Annotated in this window: 11 protein-coding genes and 2 pseudogenes; 6 read left to right on the top strand and 7 right to left on the bottom strand. The window is 58.4% G+C overall.

Annotated elements, in window-relative coordinates:
* The first annotated feature begins 315 nt into the window (after positions 1 to 315).
* On the top strand, positions 316 to 1917 hold the full coding sequence (locus tag RBRH_RS15745; protein ID WP_083813569.1) for a hypothetical protein: 1602 nt from the start codon (positions 316 to 318) through the stop codon (positions 1915 to 1917).
* A gap of 93 nt (positions 1918 to 2010) precedes the next feature.
* On the opposite strand, the gene RBRH_RS18365 is transcribed toward RBRH_RS15745, so the two are convergent.
* The 5 genes from RBRH_RS18365 to imuA all read right to left on the bottom strand — a co-directional run bounded on the left by RBRH_RS18365 (position 2011) and on the right by imuA (position 8995).
* Positions 2011 to 2724 carry a hypothetical protein gene (locus RBRH_RS18365; protein ID WP_013436743.1) on the bottom strand — a complete coding sequence of 238 codons (714 nt, stop codon included), beginning with the start codon at positions 2722 to 2724 and terminating at the stop codon, positions 2011 to 2013.
* Positions 2725 to 2958: 234 nt separating this feature from the next.
* Complete coding sequence (locus RBRH_RS15735; protein WP_041755122.1) at positions 2959 to 3285, bottom strand: TAL effector repeat-containing protein; 327 nt, start codon at positions 3283 to 3285, stop codon at positions 2959 to 2961.
* A gap of 464 nt (positions 3286 to 3749) precedes the next feature.
* Complete coding sequence (locus RBRH_RS15730) at positions 3750 to 6884, bottom strand: error-prone DNA polymerase (protein WP_041755121.1); 3135 nt, start codon at positions 6882 to 6884, stop codon at positions 3750 to 3752.
* A 4-nt stretch (positions 6885 to 6888) separates the two neighbouring features.
* Positions 6889 to 8355 (bottom strand): Y-family DNA polymerase, encoded by a 1467-nt coding sequence (locus tag RBRH_RS19545; protein ID WP_013436740.1) that lies wholly within the window; start codon positions 8353 to 8355, stop codon positions 6889 to 6891.
* Positions 8282 to 8995, bottom strand: coding sequence for a translesion DNA synthesis-associated protein ImuA (gene imuA / locus RBRH_RS15720; RefSeq protein ID WP_041755120.1), 714 nt, complete (start codon positions 8993 to 8995; stop codon positions 8282 to 8284). Before imuA ends, RBRH_RS19545 begins: the two co-directional genes overlap by 74 nt.
* Positions 8996 to 9272: 277 nt before the next feature.
* Between imuA and RBRH_RS19540 the strand changes: the two genes are divergently transcribed.
* The 5 genes and pseudogenes from RBRH_RS19540 to RBRH_RS18340 all read left to right on the top strand — a co-directional run bounded on the left by RBRH_RS19540 (position 9273) and on the right by RBRH_RS18340 (position 13885).
* On the top strand, positions 9273 to 9470 hold the full coding sequence (locus RBRH_RS19540; protein WP_157864642.1) for a hypothetical protein: 198 nt from the start codon (positions 9273 to 9275) through the stop codon (positions 9468 to 9470).
* A gap of 152 nt (positions 9471 to 9622) precedes the next feature.
* A pseudogene (locus tag RBRH_RS21610) lies at positions 9623 to 9712 on the top strand (DUF7673 family protein); the annotation flags it as partial.
* A 949-nt stretch (positions 9713 to 10661) separates the two neighbouring features.
* Entirely contained in the window at positions 10662 to 12017 is a 1356-nt protein-coding gene (locus tag RBRH_RS19805) for a hypothetical protein (protein ID WP_041755119.1), read from the top strand.
* Positions 12018 to 12234: 217 nt separating this feature from the next.
* The gene (locus RBRH_RS16625) at positions 12235 to 12753 is read left to right on the top strand and encodes a hypothetical protein (RefSeq protein WP_232509425.1); all 519 of its coding nucleotides are present in this window, start codon (positions 12235 to 12237) and stop codon (positions 12751 to 12753) included.
* Positions 12754 to 13219: 466 nt separating this feature from the next.
* A complete protein-coding gene (locus RBRH_RS18340) occupies positions 13220 to 13885 on the top strand; it encodes a hypothetical protein (RefSeq protein WP_232509424.1) in 666 nt (221 codons plus the stop codon).
* A gap of 108 nt (positions 13886 to 13993) precedes the next feature.
* Here RBRH_RS18340 and istB read toward each other — a convergent pair whose 3' ends face one another.
* Both istB and istA read right to left on the bottom strand, forming a co-directional pair.
* Complete coding sequence (gene istB, locus RBRH_RS15695) at positions 13994 to 14743, bottom strand: IS21-like element ISBmu3 family helper ATPase IstB (protein ID WP_013436734.1); 750 nt, start codon at positions 14741 to 14743, stop codon at positions 13994 to 13996.
* 15 nt (positions 14744 to 14758) lie between these two features.
* A pseudogene (gene istA, locus RBRH_RS15690) lies at positions 14759 to 16308 on the bottom strand (IS21 family transposase).
* Positions 16309 to 16761 lie beyond the last annotated feature (453 nt).

Below are 16761 nucleotides of genomic sequence, written 5' to 3'. Positions count from 1 at the left end.
AGGTTGACGCAGTCCTGTCAAGCCTCTATCTCTGCTTTCACGTCTAGCGAGCAGCACAAAACTTTGATACCGTGGCCACAGCCAGCGGACAAGCCGTCTTTGACCCAACACAGTCCCGCCTACCGGACCTTCGGCTTGCTATTCTATCCTATTGTGTTGATGCGACAAAGCCATTGAAAGCGACTTTGTGCATGCCTGATCAGCAATGATTCGAAAAACCGTTCACCCGTGCGTTATATAGTCGGCGCACTCCTATTCGCATCCGCCGAGGGGCAGTGCGAATTTAGGCTTTCTTCCACTCTTGATACGCTCAGCATGGATTTCAATACCACGCCACCGCCAAACGCTCACAATGCCGCCATCTATGCGTCCATCGACTCGCACAAGAGCGATCCTAGCGACTCGCCCCCAAGCGGTTTTCTCATCGCTGGGGATCCCCCTACGGCTCAGCAGCAGGCGCCAGTCAATTCTTCTAGCATCGCGCCTATGGAGCGCGTTCGCGCGTTTCTAAAAAAAACGTTGCGTGAGAAGGACGGCCCAAGGGAGACTCGGATAGAACCGTTGCGTCAGCTTTTGGATGAGCTCAATAGAGACGTTGCGGATTCAAACATCCTATTGGCAGCACTAGACAGGCTGGCCATGTCCGGAATTAATGAATTTCCTCGCGCTGAGCAGACAGAAGCATTTACACACATCTTTGCTGAGGTGCTAAAAATCCCGAACAGTAAGGCGCTGCAGGACAAGATGATTCATCATTTTGAATCTGACTATCATGTGGTAAGTACCGCGGGGCTAGGCTCCTATCATGTTGTACCGGCTGAGTCGATGATTGCAGTGTTCGATGCAATTCTCAACCGCACGATCGATAGCCCATTGGAAGAGCGGCGCAAAATACTACCCCTACTCGCACTGCAGCTAGACTCTTCTCATTGGACTGGGGAGCAAAGTTGGGCGGCCGTTCACGGCAGACCCTACAAACCAAGGCCCGAGCTGATGACGCGATTCGATCGTCTGCTGAGCGAAATGACGCGACTGGACGACCTCGGACAGGCGAAATTGAGCACGAGACTCGCCAACCAATTGTTTTTGCTTCATTGCCTGGATCGAAACTTGGTGCTAGAGCGGCATCGGCGCTTGCTCAATTTTGTCGAAGCGCTTCCTGAGCATCTTCAATCGGCACCCCGCAAGGCGCTGGGTCGTGCGATTCGATGGCTGCCAGAGCACACACGCCTTGCTACCTACGAATCCATGCTCGAAGCAGCCAAGCGGTTGTCAATAGGCAAAGGCGACGCGCTGTCAGGGTTGCCCGAAGCGCTGGCCGGCTTGACCGCCGCTGAGCAAAATCGAAGGCTGCAACAGTGGAAGTACGAAATCCTGCCGATGTTGGATCTATCGGATCAGGAGCCGATCGTTGCAGGACTTTTGGAAGCCTTCGGCAAATTGGCCGAGGGGAACAATCCCGAATTTGCGCTGGCGCTGGCGCTTGATACCTTCGACCGAACGTCCGGTGGCCAAAGCATGGATAAAGACCGGTTCAACGACATCATTTTAGGGATTCGCTGCAACCGAAAGCACATGTACTCTCCGGAGACGCTGGAACGTATCCTCAATCTGAGTAGCGGTATTCCACCGTCCCCACGCGAAAGGCTTCTTGTTGACCTCGAAGCGTGGCTAGACTTCAAATTTTTTCATAAGGAGTTGGGCAAGCCGGAACAGTTATTTTTGCCGATACAGGCTCGCATCCGCGACGAACGCGCCAAATTAGCGCCCCAGCCACGACTTAACTTCGACCCTGACCCATTACCGGTGACATGGTGGGAAGATCCTGACCGACGGAAGGCGGCTGGTCACACAGATGGCGAGCGTCGTCGGCGACCCATCGTCGATTGGATCAAGGCACGGCTAGGCCGGCGATGAGATAACGCCCATTTGGCGAGGCGTATGGAAAAGACTGATGCAGCCTGACCATGCGACTCGCCGATTAATGATCCATGACATTACTAAGAAATTTTATACTTTATCTATCTCATCAAGTCTGCTTTTTGTCGATTTTAAATTAGACTGAATATCCTCCCCAATAGAATCAAAATGTTTTATTATTTTATCATACTGACTTTTAGATAATTTCGTTTTTCCCGATGTTGCCTTATGGTGGGGCAGCAAATTGTTTTCTTGCAGAATTCCCTGAATCTTGCCTCTCGTTAATTTAATGCTTTCCTTAATGTTGTCATGCAGTCTCTCCGCCTCATATTGTTGCTCTGCTCTCATACCTCGACTATGATTGTTCAATTTTCTGAGGGTGGCATTGACTGATCCATGAGCGACGTTCTCTACATCATCTAACCGCCTTAGAAAATCATTGGCTTTCTCTATAAGAGCGTCGCGCTTCTGGTCAGACACATTGCTAGGTTTCTGCCAAAAATTACTTACTATTTTCTTGTCGCCAAAATGGTTTTTCCGCTGTGCATCGGCACCATTTATTGACATCTGGCTGACACGAAAACCAGAATAATTCTCTTTTTTAGGATCACGCAGGTGCCGCAAACTTTGAAGTACGGGGTTTCGCAAACTCTGCGAGATAGCTTTGCTATTGATTTGCTTTGACAAATCTCTAACCGAGGATAATGCCGCTATAACCCTACTGTGGCCAAGTATCTTCATTTTTGACGAAATTTCAATTCGGTCATTCAAATTATAGTGACTACGACCAAGTAGCTTTGTCAAATCAGAAAGGCCGACCTGAAAAACGAAGCACGGTCGCCTTGGCGCCTTCTTACTGCCTCGCTGAGGTTCGCCGATCTAGGAAATGGTAAGATGCCTACTGTCGCATCGGGTCGCTAACGCTGCCCGCCCGCCTCGGTAGGTCATCAGGTGACGACCGGTAACCATGCCGTGATCGCGGCGCTGTGACCGCATATCGGATTGTCGCGTGCCTTCAATGTTGGCTGACCGCTGCACCTATTGCCGCCCCGACAACTGTGCAGCCAACTTTCGTATCTGGCCGGCCGCGCCTGTGCGCGCAGCCATATCCACAATATCCTCGTTCGAACGTCCTGCTTGCGTGAGCGCTGGTCCATGTTCGAACACCGCTTTGAGCGCCTGGGCACCGCCATTGTTATCGGCAATCTTTACAATATCGGTCCGGCTGTAGCCACGCTCGCAAAGCGTTGACCCGTGCATGACAACCGCCTCAAGCGCTTGAGCACCGCCGCCATTACCGGCAATCTTCGCGATGTCAGTCTCACTGAAGCTGCGCTCGCTAAGCGTCGGCCCATGCTCAAGCACGCCTTCAGCGCCTGTGCCCCGCCGCCATTCCCTGTAATTTTTATAATATCGACCCGAGCAAAACCACGCTGACGGAATACCTGTTCATAGTCGAGCCATAGTCCCACTGACGTTGGGTCATTCGTACACCGACTCTCGCGCATAAGTGGACCCGCACCGGTTTGCGCAGTATTGCCCGCCTCAAGTTCGTTCAAATAGCAAATGGGGCTATCCCAAACCACTGGTGACATAGCGTATTGCGTGTGATCGAAAATCAGTACCTTGAACGACATTCGCTGCGCGTTGTACGCGAGTGCGAACGCGCCGCCGATCCGGCGAAGCACGGCATACTAGATAAAGAGTGAGGCGGCCCCAAGCATGGTTGGTATGCGTGCCAATTGATGTTCCGATGCAGCCTGTGCGGGCTGACTGATGCAACGCTGCTTATGTTTGGCCACGGTAAAGCCTTCAACTAAGATGGGATGTCAACAAAAGTTGCGACTCGTTGTCACCAGTGAACCCAGTAAATGCGACAGATCCACCAGGCGCTGGGCGACTAAATGGGTCACCTCGCCTTGCCGTTGCCAGACGCCATAGACGGCAAGCAGCGACGCACCCAGCGCCTCCTTGCGCTGGCGCTCTAGTAGTGACGGCCAAATAATCACGTTCGTGTGGCCGCTCTCGTCTTCAAGCGTCACAAACAGCACGCCTTTTGCCGTGCCGGGGCGCTGGCGCACCGTCACCAGGCCGCACGCGCGCGCCAGTTGCCCGTCGCGATAGCGTTGCAAGACTACGGCCGGCAGCAAGCGACGCTGAAGTAATTGTGCGCGCAGCAGCGCCAGCGGATGCCGCTCGAGCGTCAGGCCCAGCGCGCGATAGTCGTGCGCAATGGCTTGCCCCGGCGTGAGCGGCGCAAACGCCGGTGTCACATCGTCATCGCTAGCTGCACGCAGCAGATCCTTGTCAGGCACCGCGGCGAGCGCGTGCCACAACGCCGCGCGGCGATTGCCCGCAAGGCTCGCCAGTGCGTTGGCGCTGGCTAAAGCCTGCAGATCGCGCCGCGTAAGCTGCGCGCGCCGCGCCAGATCCGTCACATCTGCAAAGGGCCGCACCGCACGGGCCAGTTCGATGCGCGCGGCCGCGTCCTCTGCCAAGCCGCGGATCAGCGACAGGCCCAGCCGCACCGGCGCCTCAAGACTGTGTCCTTGCAGCGTGCTGTCCCAGTCGCTTATGGTCACATCCACTGGCAGCACCTTAACGCCATGCCGGCGCGCATCCTGCACCAGTTGTGACGGCGTATAAAAGCCCATCGGTTGGCTGTTCAGCAGCGCGCATAGAAACGCGGCCGGCGCATGACATTTGAGCCACGCGCTCACGTACACAAGCAGCGCGAAGCTGGCCGCATGACTTTCCGGAAAGCCATACTCACCAAAACCTTGGATCTGCGCGAAGATTGATTCGGCGAACGCCCGATCGTAGCCGCGCGTGACCATGCCGTGCACGATGCGCTCGTAATACTGCTCAAGGCCGCCTTGGCTGCGCCAAGCGGCCATGGCACGGCGCAATTGATCTGCTTCCCCCGCAGTAAAGCCGGCGGCCAGCATCGCCACTTGCATCACTTGCTCTTGAAAAATCGGCACCCCGAGCGTGCGCGCTAGCGCCGTTCGCATCGCTTCACTCGGGTACGTGACGGGCTCCACGCCTTCGCGCCGACGCAGATACGGGTGCACCATGCCGCCTTGCACCGGACCGGGGCGCACGATCGCCACTTCGATAACCAAGTCGTAAAAGCAGCGCGGGCGCAGGCGGGGCAACATGCTCATCTGCGCACGCGATTCGATCTGGAATACGCCGACAGTATCGGCACGGCTGATCATCTCGTAGGTGGCCGCATCCTCGGCGGGGATATCGTGCAGCTCAAACGGCTCGCCGCGCTGGTGAGCAACGAGTGCCAGCGCGCGCCGGATCACCGACAGCATGCCCAGCGCCAGAATGTCGATTTTCAGCAGCCCCAGCGCGTCGATGTCGTTCTTATCCCATTGAATCACCGAACGATCAGGCATCGCCGCGGACTCAATTGGCACGAGCCGGCTGAGTTTGCCGCGGCTGATTACAAAGCCACCGCTGTGCTGCGACAAGTGCCGGGGAAATCCAAGCAACGTGGCCGCAAGCGTCGCCCATTGCTCAATGATCGGTGCGCACGTGTCCAGCCCCGCGTCTTCAAAGCGCTTGAGCAGCTGTGCGCTCGTGTCGAACCACTGGTGCGATTTCGCGACGCGATCGACAATCAGCGGATCGATGCCCAGCGCCTTGCCCGCGTCTCGTAGCGCGCTGCGCGGCCGATAGGTGGTCACCGCCGCCGTGAGCGCCGCGCGCTCGCGTCCATACTTGCGATACAGGTACTGGATGACTTCTTCGCGACGTTGGTGCTCAAAGTCGATGTCGATGTCCGGGGGCTCGTTGCGCTCACGACTCACGAAGCGCTCAAAGAGCAGATTTGAGCGCGCCGGATCCACTTCTGTGATACCGAGGCAGTAGCACACGGCGGAATTGGCCGCCGAGCCCCGGCCTTGACAAAGAATGCCTTGGCTGCGCGCAAAGTGCACGATGTCGTACACCGTTAAAAAGTACGGCTCGTAGCGCAACGTCGCAATCAGCGCCAGTTCGTGCTCAAGCTGCTGCTGCACCGTCATCGGTATTCCGTTTGGGAAGCGCCGGTGCGCGCCTAAATAGGCCTGCTCACGCAAATACGTCGTTGCCGAATGGCCGTTGGGAACAAGCTCTTCCGGGTATTCATAGCGCAGTTCATCCAACGAAAAGGTGCATTGGCGGGCCAGATGAACGGTGGCCTCCAGCGTGTCGCGCGGGTACACATTGGCCAGCCGCAGTCGTGCACGCAAGTGCTGCTGCGCATTGGGCGCCAAATGGTAGCCACATGCCGACACGCTCTGACCCAGCCGAATCGCGGTGACCACATCTTGCAGCGGCTTACGCGAGCGCACGTGCATGCGCACCGCCCCAGTGGCCACCACCCGCACACCATGTCGGGCCGCCACGCGTTGCACGACTCCGCGGTGCAGATCGTCCATCGCCTGCGCGTGCAACGTGAGCGCGACGGCTATGCGTGAGCCAAAGTGTGGCGCGGCCCACGTCAGCTGCGCTTCGTGCGCCGGATAGTCCGGATGGAGAATCACCAGACAATGCGACAACGCGCACCCATGCCGATCAACTGCGTCAGCGTGGGCGAGGTCATCGCAGGACAACCGATACGTGCCTTTGTCGCCGCGCATGCGGCCGAGCGTGATGAACTCGCACAGATTGCCATAGCCGTCGCGATTCATAGCCAGCGCGCTCAGGGCCATGGCAGGGGCAGCCTGGCCTTGGGCTAAGCGAAACTGCGCGCCTACGATCAGCGGCAGCCCCACCTTTTTCGCTTCCAAATGCGCGCGCACGACACCGGCCACCGAGCACTCGTCGGTGATGGCAAGCGCCGTGTAACCGAGTTGCGCGGCGCGGGCGACCAACTCCTCGGGATGCGATGCACCGTACAGGAACGAAAAATTCGACGCACATTGCAACTCCGCATACTCGGGCAGCGAAGCGTTTGCTGGCTTCTCCATCGGATTAGCCAAACAAGCCGTGCAAGAACCAGCGTAGCGTGCTGTGCTCGCGCGCGCCGATCCATTCACAATAGACCCAGTAGTACACCGACTCGGCAGACTGCGCGACGTAATAGTCGCGCACGACCCCTTGCTGATCATGCCAGCCCGCTTCAATGCGCTCGGCCGGTGACACCAGACGCAGCGGCGTGCCGTAAAATGGCCGGTGGTCTCGCACCATCAACTCAAGGGGCTCCTTTAGTAGCCACACGGGACGCGGCAACGCGGGCGGCTCGCCTGCCGCCTGGCGCAATGCATCCAGGGGCACCCAGCGGGCGGCCACCTCCGGGCGATGATCGGCAAGCGGCTGCGCATAAAGCACGTTCTCGCGGCCCAAACGCGCGGTCAGCAACTCAAGCAATCTCGCATGGTCGGTCGGTGTGCCGCCCGGCTCGGGAAAGAGCGTGTCACTGTGCGGCTGCGCAGCGCGCACCTCTTGGGTGAGCAGCCGCAACGCGATGACCGGCGCGACGAGCGGGGTACGCGCGAACCGCTCTTTGAGCAACCGCACCAGGTGCGCGTCGTGCCAAGTCGGCTCGGCCAGCGCGATGTCCAGCACGCTGGGCGTGAGCGGCGCTCGGCCACGCTCGTGCTCCAGCCTCACTGTCAGGCGCACCACCACCAGCTGTTGCGCGATCAGCCACCCGGTCATCTGCACAAGCAGTCGGCGCGCAGCAAACAGCAGCGCGTCAGTCTGTTCAATGCGCTCCGGCAGCTCAATACGCGCATCAAATTGGGGCGGCACCTGCAGCCACGCATACCCTTCGGGTGCCAAGCCGCGCGCGCGGTCAAGCGCTTCGAGCAGTGCCGTGCCGCACCGCTTGTTCAGGCCCGCACGCGGTAGACGGCACACGTCGGCAATCGTGCGGCAGCCTAAGCCGTCGAACCAATCAGCGTAGCGTCGCGCGGACGGCAGTACGTTCAACGGCCGGCGTCCGAGCACACGTTCCAACGATTCTAATGACAGCGCATAGCCGCCTCCGGAGCGCGCCAACAGCCACGCTGCATAGCCGGTGGGCGCCACCGCCCACTGAGCCGACACGCACAGCGCGTCAATGAGCGCGCGCGCATCGCGGCGCAGTGCCCGGATACCCCGAAAAAGCCGCAGGCTTGCGCTCACGTCCAGCAGCACGCACGCCTCGTCGGTCACCACGACATGAGGGGTAAAGCGCAGCATCGCCATCCCGACGCTGTGCTGTAGCGCCGCTTCGCGTAGGCGATCACGCTCGTGCACGCGCACGTGCGGTGCAAGCGCCAGCACGCCGCCGCGGCGCATGCCGGCGCGAATGCCCAGCATGCGTGCCCTTTCATCGCAATGCGCGACGCGGTCTTGCTCCAGCACCACGCACCCACGCGCGTCAGGCGGATACCCACGCGGGTGAAACACTTCGAGTAGCAGGTAAGGCAGATGCACGCCGATCCACACGGCCATGGCAACTTAATAAGATGGGAGAAGGAATGAGCGGGATATCGAGGGGCGTGTCATGCGTCGGACCACGACGCTTCAGTAGCGTCACCTGCACGCCTGCACTGGCGGGCGCGAGCGCCACACGCAGTGGCGCGGGCGAAGCACTGCGCGACGCGCACAGCGGCCGCAGCAAGAAAAAGAGCGCCGCGCCGCGCTGGGCGGCCAGGTGCAGCCGGCGCAGCACGTCGGCGGATACGCTAGTAAGCCAAAGCAGCACCGCGCCGCATGAGCCGGTGCGCAGCGCCTGTTCGGCCGCCCAGCACGCATCGGCCGTCTTCGGCGCACGCAGCACACACCAGTGGATACTGTCCAGGCCCCAATAGCGCAGCGCTAATGGTTGCACGGTGTGCGGCGGATTGATTAATACGATGGCACGCGGTTGCAGTGTGCGCAGCGCCGGCGCGAGCAAGCGTAACTCGCCAATACCGGGTTGCGAAATAAGCAGCTCAATTAGCGCACCTTGCGGCCAGCCGCCACCGGGCAACTCGGCATTGAGCGTGGTGTAGCCGGTATCGATGCGGCGCTCGCTCGCGCGCGCAAGTTCAGCGCCCCGCCACAGCGTCGGGTGCAGTGACTGGGGCGAAAAGGGCAAAGCTTGACCCATGGAAAACGAAATACTGTATGGATATACAGGTATACTATATCGATAGAAGACGCTTTTTATCTGGCACGAATTAATAAACCGACCGATATCGCACAACCTATGGCGTGAGGTGTTACGGGAAAGCGTCATGGGGGCGCAACGCATCAAAGGCGCTATAGTGTCGTGGTGGTTCGCCACGCATGTGAGCCGTGGACGCAGACCGCGCGGTGCCAACGCTGTCTACTTGCTAAACTAAAAAACAATGGTCGTGGTTTGCCAACGAGGACGAAGCTGACGAATGACTCAAGAACCGAGCATAACGCTCAATGGAACACACCTGACCACCGGGCAAGCGATGACGGTGCGCGTTGCGCTGCAAGCGTTCGGCGCGCTGCTGTCAGAGCCGTACCCACTGGGGCGAGACGAGCGCAACCTGGCACTGACCGAGCTATATCGAGATCGGCTTCGCGAAATTGTGCAGCTGCTGCAGACGTAAGCCACTGAAAAGCGGCTGTTGAGTCACCGATGAGCCAAAACGCGCAGTCAGTCGGTCGATGATGCTGGCTCTCGCCGGGCGGATTAGGCTTAGACGAGCGTCACGTTGAAGATCTGTAGCGCACTTGCGGCACCCGCAGTGAAAGGGGCGCGAACAACTACCCCGACACGCTCGGCTACGGCCCGCAGTTCGAAGCCATCGTGAAGGCATGGCGTCCCGAGCTTGTGAAAGAGTGGACATAGTCTGAGACTATCGACCAGAAGACCCAACCCGACTTGTGAAAGTCGGCGCGATTACGCCGCGACTTCTTATACCTTCAGAGTTGTTGAACAAGACGTTGAGCAAACAGGAACAGTTGTGATTACCAACACAGGCTCACGTCCGCGACGAACGCGCCAAACTGGCGCCTGAACCACGACTTAACCTTGACCCTGCCCTGCCACCGTTGATATGGTCGGAAGGATCCAACTGACCCAAAGCCGTTGATCGCGCCGGGTGGCAGTCGCTGTCACCGGTCAGTTGTCGATTGGATAAGGGCGCGAATGGGGCGGCAATAACATCACAACAGCCAATCATCTTTGAGAAGGCGAAGGTATGCGAGTTTGAAGCAACCCTGCCAAGCCGACTTCTCTACTCACGGTCCGCGGCATCGCAGAGAAGCATAACTTTGTAAGCTCTTTCATCTGGGATCTAGAGCGGAACGATTCTCTTTATCTTTTTTATTTTACTAATGATATCGCAACGCGATCTATTGGAAAGGGCTTGCTACGTGCACAGGTGTGTCCACGGGTACCCGCTTTCATGCGGCCTTTATGTAAAGATTGTGTAATAAATTTCTCTATCTTTACCAACGACCTATGCGAAATGGACAAGCTTCGCGCGCTCCAAGCTACGTGTGTACGGTGCGGTCCGGGATGGTGGAATGTAACTCAACCTGCACCATCACTTATTCGATCCGCACGTTGTTTCGGCTGCGTGCTGCTTACCATTGCCAGCTTCACACGAGCTTCTTCAGCAGTGTGCGTTACCAACAGACGATGTAATAGCTGCCGCATATGGGCATAGCACTATCCGCCAAGAACATGGCGTTTACAGCCCATCGCTGTGCTCAGTTTCCCACTTTTAGCTAACCTGCCGTGCGGCTTCGCTTCGTACCGCGCCGTTTCTTGTTATCGATTGCCGAGCTTACCGATGGACTTTGATCTGAATGCCGCTTTGAACGACTACCAAGTCTACATGCGTGCGTTGGAGTCGTGCCCGCAAGCTGCTGCGTCGGCCCCCCCGCCGGCATTGAGACCAGCAAGCGGTGGACTGGCGAGCCCGTCGGCCAGCCGGCCCACGACCTATCATGACCTGCCGCCCGAACTGATTCAGCAGATCGGTGACTACGTGCCCGTTCAAGACGTGGAGAATTTTTCAGCAGTCGATCGTCGTACGTATCATGCGATGCACAGTCGGCGCGTAGTCCACCGCTACTGGCAACGAGCCAACCAAGTCGTCAGTCTCGCGTCAGTCAACCAGCTGCTCAATGAGATGGAGGGCACGCTCGCCGATCCGGCGCAGCACGTCGAGCCGATTGAGGCGTTGCGCCAGCGGTTGGAAGCGTTGCCGTATCGCGAGCGCGGCGAAGCCTTCAAGCGCATGTACGCGGCGGCGCAGCGCATTCCGAAGGATGGCGTACAGATACAGAAAGCGCTGTTGTTGCATTCATTGCACAAATTCCATTGGAGCCATCGGGATGAATTATTCGACTTCGCTTACGCGATGGCGCAGCGGCGTGCGCCCGAGGAGGACAATGTCTGGACGGAACTCGCTGACAGTTTGGAGTCGTTGTTGTTTGGCTCAGCTGAGTTTGTCGAGCGTTATCAGGCGCTCGTGGCTCGGCTTGGGTCCTTAAGGGTGTCCGAGCAAGCGGAGCTGATCCCGGTATTGTGTCTGCGAATGATTCACTTTGGGGGAGGCGACGACCGCCTCCCTGGGCTGTATGCGGTGTTACGCGAACACGCGTTGCAGCTGCCGCCCTCTCATCAAGGCGCATCGGTTGGCGTGTTAGCAAGTTTCATATTGTTTTTGCCGCAAGCGGAGCAGCTCGCACAGTACACGCAGCTGCGTGATGTGGCGCTGTCGCTACCTGACGAGCAGTTGAGCGTTGCGCTAAGCTATCTTCCAGAGGGGTTGACGCATTTACCGCGCGAGCACCACGCACACGAACTCCAGTTACTGGAGCCGGCATTGCCGCGCGTATTGCCGGCGCAGCGCGCACAGGTCGCACTCGGCCTACTAATGTGCACCGACAATCTGGACGATGCACTGGTAAAGTGGATCTGGCAGCAGAGCTTGAGCCTACTGAATGGCGCGGGCGAAGCCGCCTTATGCGACGTGCTTAGCAGACTTCGGTTCGAGGGTTCGCTAAATAACTTAGACGATCGTCAATGGAATATAGCGAGGAGTGAAATCACCCGCTTTATGGAAACCAACCAGTTCTCTGAGCCGGCCCGGGCGCGAATCCAGGACAGTGTACCTTGGTTCAGAAGTGCGCCACATTAATCTGCGGCTGAACCCGCATGTGGATAGCGTCGAGCAGAATGGCCGGCGCATTGACTCAGGTTTTTCGCTATCGGGCGGAGCCTGTTGCCTCATGTAATGTGTTACCCGTCAGAATGCTGGCGGGGCGACTGATGGCGGGCAGGCTCAGCATGAGAACACGACGAGAATTGATAGAGGCGGTCGGCGAGCGGTACCGCCGTTCTGATCGGAGCGCGTGTTGAGTTCGGCGTCGGTGCCGCAGGCAACCAAACGCAGACTACGTGCTCAGTTTCGAGCGCTCGATCCACTGGAGCTTTTGAGTCGAATGCGCGAAGCGCAGCAGCACATCGCACAATGTAGGGAATCCGGCACGATGCCGACGCAGGCAACCACACCGGCTCGTGCTCCCCTTGCGGATTTCCTGGCGAGCCTTGGGACAGCGTGGCAGGAAGGCGAGGTAAGACCAACGCATCATCGAAAGGCGCGCGTGCCTCACACTTGGCGCAGCCGGGAAGATCCATTCGAGCATACGTGGCCGACGATACAGCAATGGCTGGAAACCGAGCCCGGCATCACGGCCAAGAAGCTACATGAGCGTCTCGTCACCATGGCACCGGCAATGTATTCCAGCACACAGCTACGTACCCTGCAGCGCCGTGTGAAGGCATGGCGATTAGACCGCGCCAGAGAACTGGTAGCCAGAATACTTGGCGATGCCGACGCGATGAAGGCTGSSCCATYCTTCATCGAAAAATAATTGGAGAGTGACAATTACCCGGGAGTAACATCATCCCATGAGGCAATAGGCCGGCCAAGATGTTTGTCGCTGTCGACCGCATGCTTCGTTTATCCGGGGGATCTTTCGTGAGTCGGACAGGGCGATGCCAATTCACCGCCTACATTCGAGTGGTGAGCCACCACCCTAAATAGGAGTTACGATGGACCATCGGATACCCCTCTCTTCCATTAATGTAGGCGCTAGCACATCGTCCGCGCCACCCAGCATTTCGCAGCGCTCAACGGCTCCCTTGCAGGGAACCCCTCGATCTACTTCCTCGGCGCTCTCGGGGCTGTGTTGCCTAAGCCGAAGCTCAAGCACTGAAACCAATGGGTCTGTCTCAGCGGAAGAGACTCAAGGACAATCGATCGGTCAGTCAGTGCTCTCTGGGGTGCACAGTTGTATAACAAGTTGCTTGCCGAGTTTGGGACCGAATCTTTCCAACTTGACACCAGAACAGCGTAGCGAGTACTACTGCAATCTGGCAGCGGATTATGCCAGGCGTTCCGCAGAACGCGATTCGAATGGTGATCCACTGCATAAAAAAGAAAATGAAGCCTTGACGAGTAAAGGCAACGTATGCTGGGATGCGGTCAAGGACTGTGCGTTTAAAGCAGGGGTCATCCCTAAAAATCGGTATAAATCGGTGGATGCTAAGACAGATTTGGTCACATTGTCCGATACACGGATAAACAATGCCAATGAATTGAGAAACGTGCCACCCGGACACACTCTCGGCTTCTTCGCAGSTAAACAAACCAAAGAAGCCAAACCCCGCCACATAGAAGTAGAAAGCGAGCCTTTCCACGTGATGCTTACCACGGGTGACAATAAAGCCGCCGGACATAAAAATAAGTGCATTGAAATCGGCAATCCTAGCGGCTGGGAAGAGCTTGATTTGAGCCAATTGAAATGGCATGAAGGGTACTTTATCGCCAGCCCTAATGCGAAGGGTAAAGAGTTTGACCCGAACCAGCTAAAGCCATTTCATGGCATCTTTAAAATTAAGGACACTGACATCGTGTACCGGCCTTTTATCGTCACCCATAGGCCCATTAGCGAAGCCGGCAAGCAACCGAGCACCGAAGCCTCCACCTCGGCGCAAGTGTGATGATCGAGCGTGCGGATTTCGGTGATGGTGATCAGCCGTTTCGGCGAACGTGATCAGTTTGGAAGGTGGTGTTGCGCGGTCAATGAATTATAACGAAGGTGATCATGATCAGGATGCGGAGGATTGCTTGGCGCTGGTCTTTCGCATCGATTCACCCTTCAATGGCAGCTTGTGGGCCTGATGGACGAGCCGATCGAGGATCGCGTCGGCAAGCGTCGGGTCCTGCAACCATGCGTGCCAGTGTTCCAGTGGTAGTTGGCTGGTAATGATCGTGGAGCGGGTGCCAAAGCGATCGTCGAGTACTTCAAGTAGATCATTTCGGGCGGTCTGATCGAGATCCTGCAGCCCCCAGTCGTCGAGCAGCAAGACGTCCATCTTGGCGAGCTGCGCGAGCTGCCGCGTGAAGCTGCCGTCGCCATGGGCGATCTTCAATTCCTCGAACAGGCGGGCAACACGGACGTACGACACAGAGAATCCTTGTCGGCAGGCCTGTTGCCCGAACGCACAAGCGATCCACGTTTTCCCAGCGCCGGTTGGCCCCGTCAGGATGAGGTTCTGCGCATTGCGGATCCAGTCGCAGCTGGCGAGTGCAGCAACGACGCTCTTGTCGATACCGCGGCTCTGCCGGTACTCGATGTCCTCGATGCAGGCTTGGGGATTCTTGAGTTTGGCAGACTTCAGCAGCCGTTCGAGCCGCCGTGTATCGCGCCAGGCGAGTTCGCGTTCGACGACTATGCCGAAGCGCTCTTCGAACGACAGGCTGGCGCTGGCGGTCAACGCCGCCTGTTCCTCAAACGCGCGAGCCATGCCGTCGAGCTTTAGGGATTTAAGCTGGGTTAAGGTTTGCTGCATCAACATCGCGACCTCCTTCGGTCAGTGGTAATAGTCGGGCCCGCGTACGTTCTCGTGATCGGGCGAATGCCATTCGGTGAGAGGAATCGGGAGCATCGGCTGTCGGTCCAGACCGGATTCAAGGATCGACAGCACGGATCGACGGGTTGGCGAACCGATCACGAGTGCCCGCTGGCAGGCGGCTTCCAGCCGGTCCTTGCCGTACTTGCGCGAGAGCGACAGCAGTCCGAGGCACGCGCGGTACCCCATCTCGGGTGCGGCCGGTTGGTCAGCAAGTGTTTGGCGATCGCCTCGGCACCGGGACCGATGCAGGCGCCCCAGTTCAGCAATCTCTTGGGCGTCCATTCCATGTGGGCGCGGTGCGCCGCCGGCATGTGCTCGGGCAACGTCGTATGCTTGTTCCGGAGTTTCCTGCGGACGTGAGCGGCAACGCGTTTGCCGCGGTGCAAGATCTCGACACCGTGGCGGGTGACGCGGGCGTAGACCTCTTGACGCACGAGGCTGTGCGCAACGCTGTAATAGTGGTGATCGACTTCGACGCGGTAGTCGATGCTGACGCGGCACTTCACGAAGGTCGCGATCTCGTATCGATGGGTCGGCAACGGGCGCAGCGCCAGTCTGTCGAGCCGCTCGAACCATTCGCGGCGGTTGCCGTCGAGCTTCTTCAACGGCCGTTGGTTCAGATCGGCGATCAGCTGGCCGATCGCCTTGTTCAGTTCGGCCAGGCTGTAGAACCGGTGATTGCGAAGCCGTGCGAGGATCCAGCGCTCTACGATCTGTACGCCGACCTTGACTTTCGCCTTGTCCTGCGGCTTGCACGGCCGCGCCGGCAACATGGCGGTCGCGTAGTGGTTCACGAAGTCCTGCGTGGTGTTGCCCAGCACCGGTTCGTAGCGATCGGCTTTGGCGATCAGCGCCTTGGGGTTGTCGGGCACCAGCAGTTCGGGAACGCCGCCGTAGAATTCCATCGCGTCGATCAGGCTGCCGATCCAGTCGGACATCGTCTCGGAACGCGTCGCACATGCGTACGTGTAGTTCGACGCGCCGAGCACGGCCACGAAGACGTGCGCTTTGAACGCGACGCCGCCATCGCGACTGAGGACCGGCACGGTTTGCCCAGCGAAGTCGGCGAACAGCTTCTCGCCGGCACGGTGCTGTTGGCGCATCGAGCGCTTCAGCACTGCGGCCCAGTCCTTGTATCGCTGGCAGAACTGCGTATAGCGGTAGGTGCGCTGGCCGGGGTGGGCCTCAACATATTCTTCCCAGAGCAGTTGCAACGTCACGCCCTTACGGCGCAGGTCACGGTGCATCGCCGCGTAGTCCGGTTCAACCCTTCGGCTCGAGAGCGCCGTCTGCGCAGGCAGCTCCCACCTGATCTCGAGCTCGTCGTCGGCGAGTGCTTCGACGGCAGCCCAGTCGAGGCCCGCCGCGCTGGCGCGTGCGGCGTATGCCGAGATGGCGCCGACGCTGATGCCGATCGCCCGGCTGATCTGGCGGTGCGACAGGCCGCACGCCCACTTCAGCCGCAGTACTTCCTTCAGTTTGCGCATACTCATCCGATGTGCCGGCATCAACCTGTCCCCTAAAAAGAGACAAGGCTAACGCCCGTCGTTGATCACATGCGCAACACCACCGCCGAGCCGGAGCGGCCATCTCGTTTCGTTCGCGTGATCAGCTGTTTCGGTTCGCTCCGGGAACGTGATCACCCGTTTCGGCAAGATGATCGCTCGTTTCGGGAACCGGTGATCAGCGATCACCATCGATCGGAACCACTGATCACTTTCAACCGAAATTGCTGATCACGTTCGCCGAAATACGCAATCGAGCGGCGCTGGCGGCCACTCACGGCAAGCTGCATGGCTTACCGTGCAACACGGTTGCATATCTTGGTGGAAGTGCTGATTGGGAAGTCCAGCTGATGCTCCAGATTTGTTCCGCAAAGCCGCAGATACCCCAGGCAGGATAAGGATTTATAGTCTGCGCCTCAAACTCGATTGCGGAACGGTTTTTTCGTAAACGGATGA

The organism is Mycetohabitans rhizoxinica HKI 454 (genome assembly GCF_000198775.1).
Classification (GTDB): Bacteria; Pseudomonadota; Gammaproteobacteria; order Burkholderiales; family Burkholderiaceae; genus Mycetohabitans; species Mycetohabitans rhizoxinica.
Note: the sequence above shows the minus strand (reverse complement) of the source record. Positions and strands in the feature narration are given on the sequence as shown.

Excerpts from the sequence above, each read along its gene's own strand:
- RBRH_RS15745 (WP_083813569.1), top strand. The coding sequence starts at position 316 with ATGGATTTCAATACCACGCCACCGCCAAACGCTCACAATGCCGCCATC.
- RBRH_RS19805 (WP_041755119.1), top strand. The coding sequence starts at position 10,662 with ATGGACTTTGATCTGAATGCCGCTTTGAACGACTACCAAGTCTACATG.
- RBRH_RS15730 (WP_041755121.1), bottom strand. The coding sequence starts at position 6,884 with ATGGAGAAGCCAGCAAACGCTTCGCTGCCCGAGTATGCGGAGTTGCAA.
- RBRH_RS19545 (WP_013436740.1), bottom strand. The coding sequence starts at position 8,355 with ATGGCCGTGTGGATCGGCGTGCATCTGCCTTACCTGCTACTCGAAGTG.
- RBRH_RS19540 (WP_157864642.1), top strand. The coding sequence starts at position 9,273 with ATGACTCAAGAACCGAGCATAACGCTCAATGGAACACACCTGACCACC.
- imuA (WP_041755120.1), bottom strand. The coding sequence starts at position 8,995 with ATGGGTCAAGCTTTGCCCTTTTCGCCCCAGTCACTGCACCCGACGCTG.
- istB (WP_013436734.1), bottom strand. The coding sequence starts at position 14,743 with ATGTTGATGCAGCAAACCTTAACCCAGCTTAAATCCCTAAAGCTCGAC.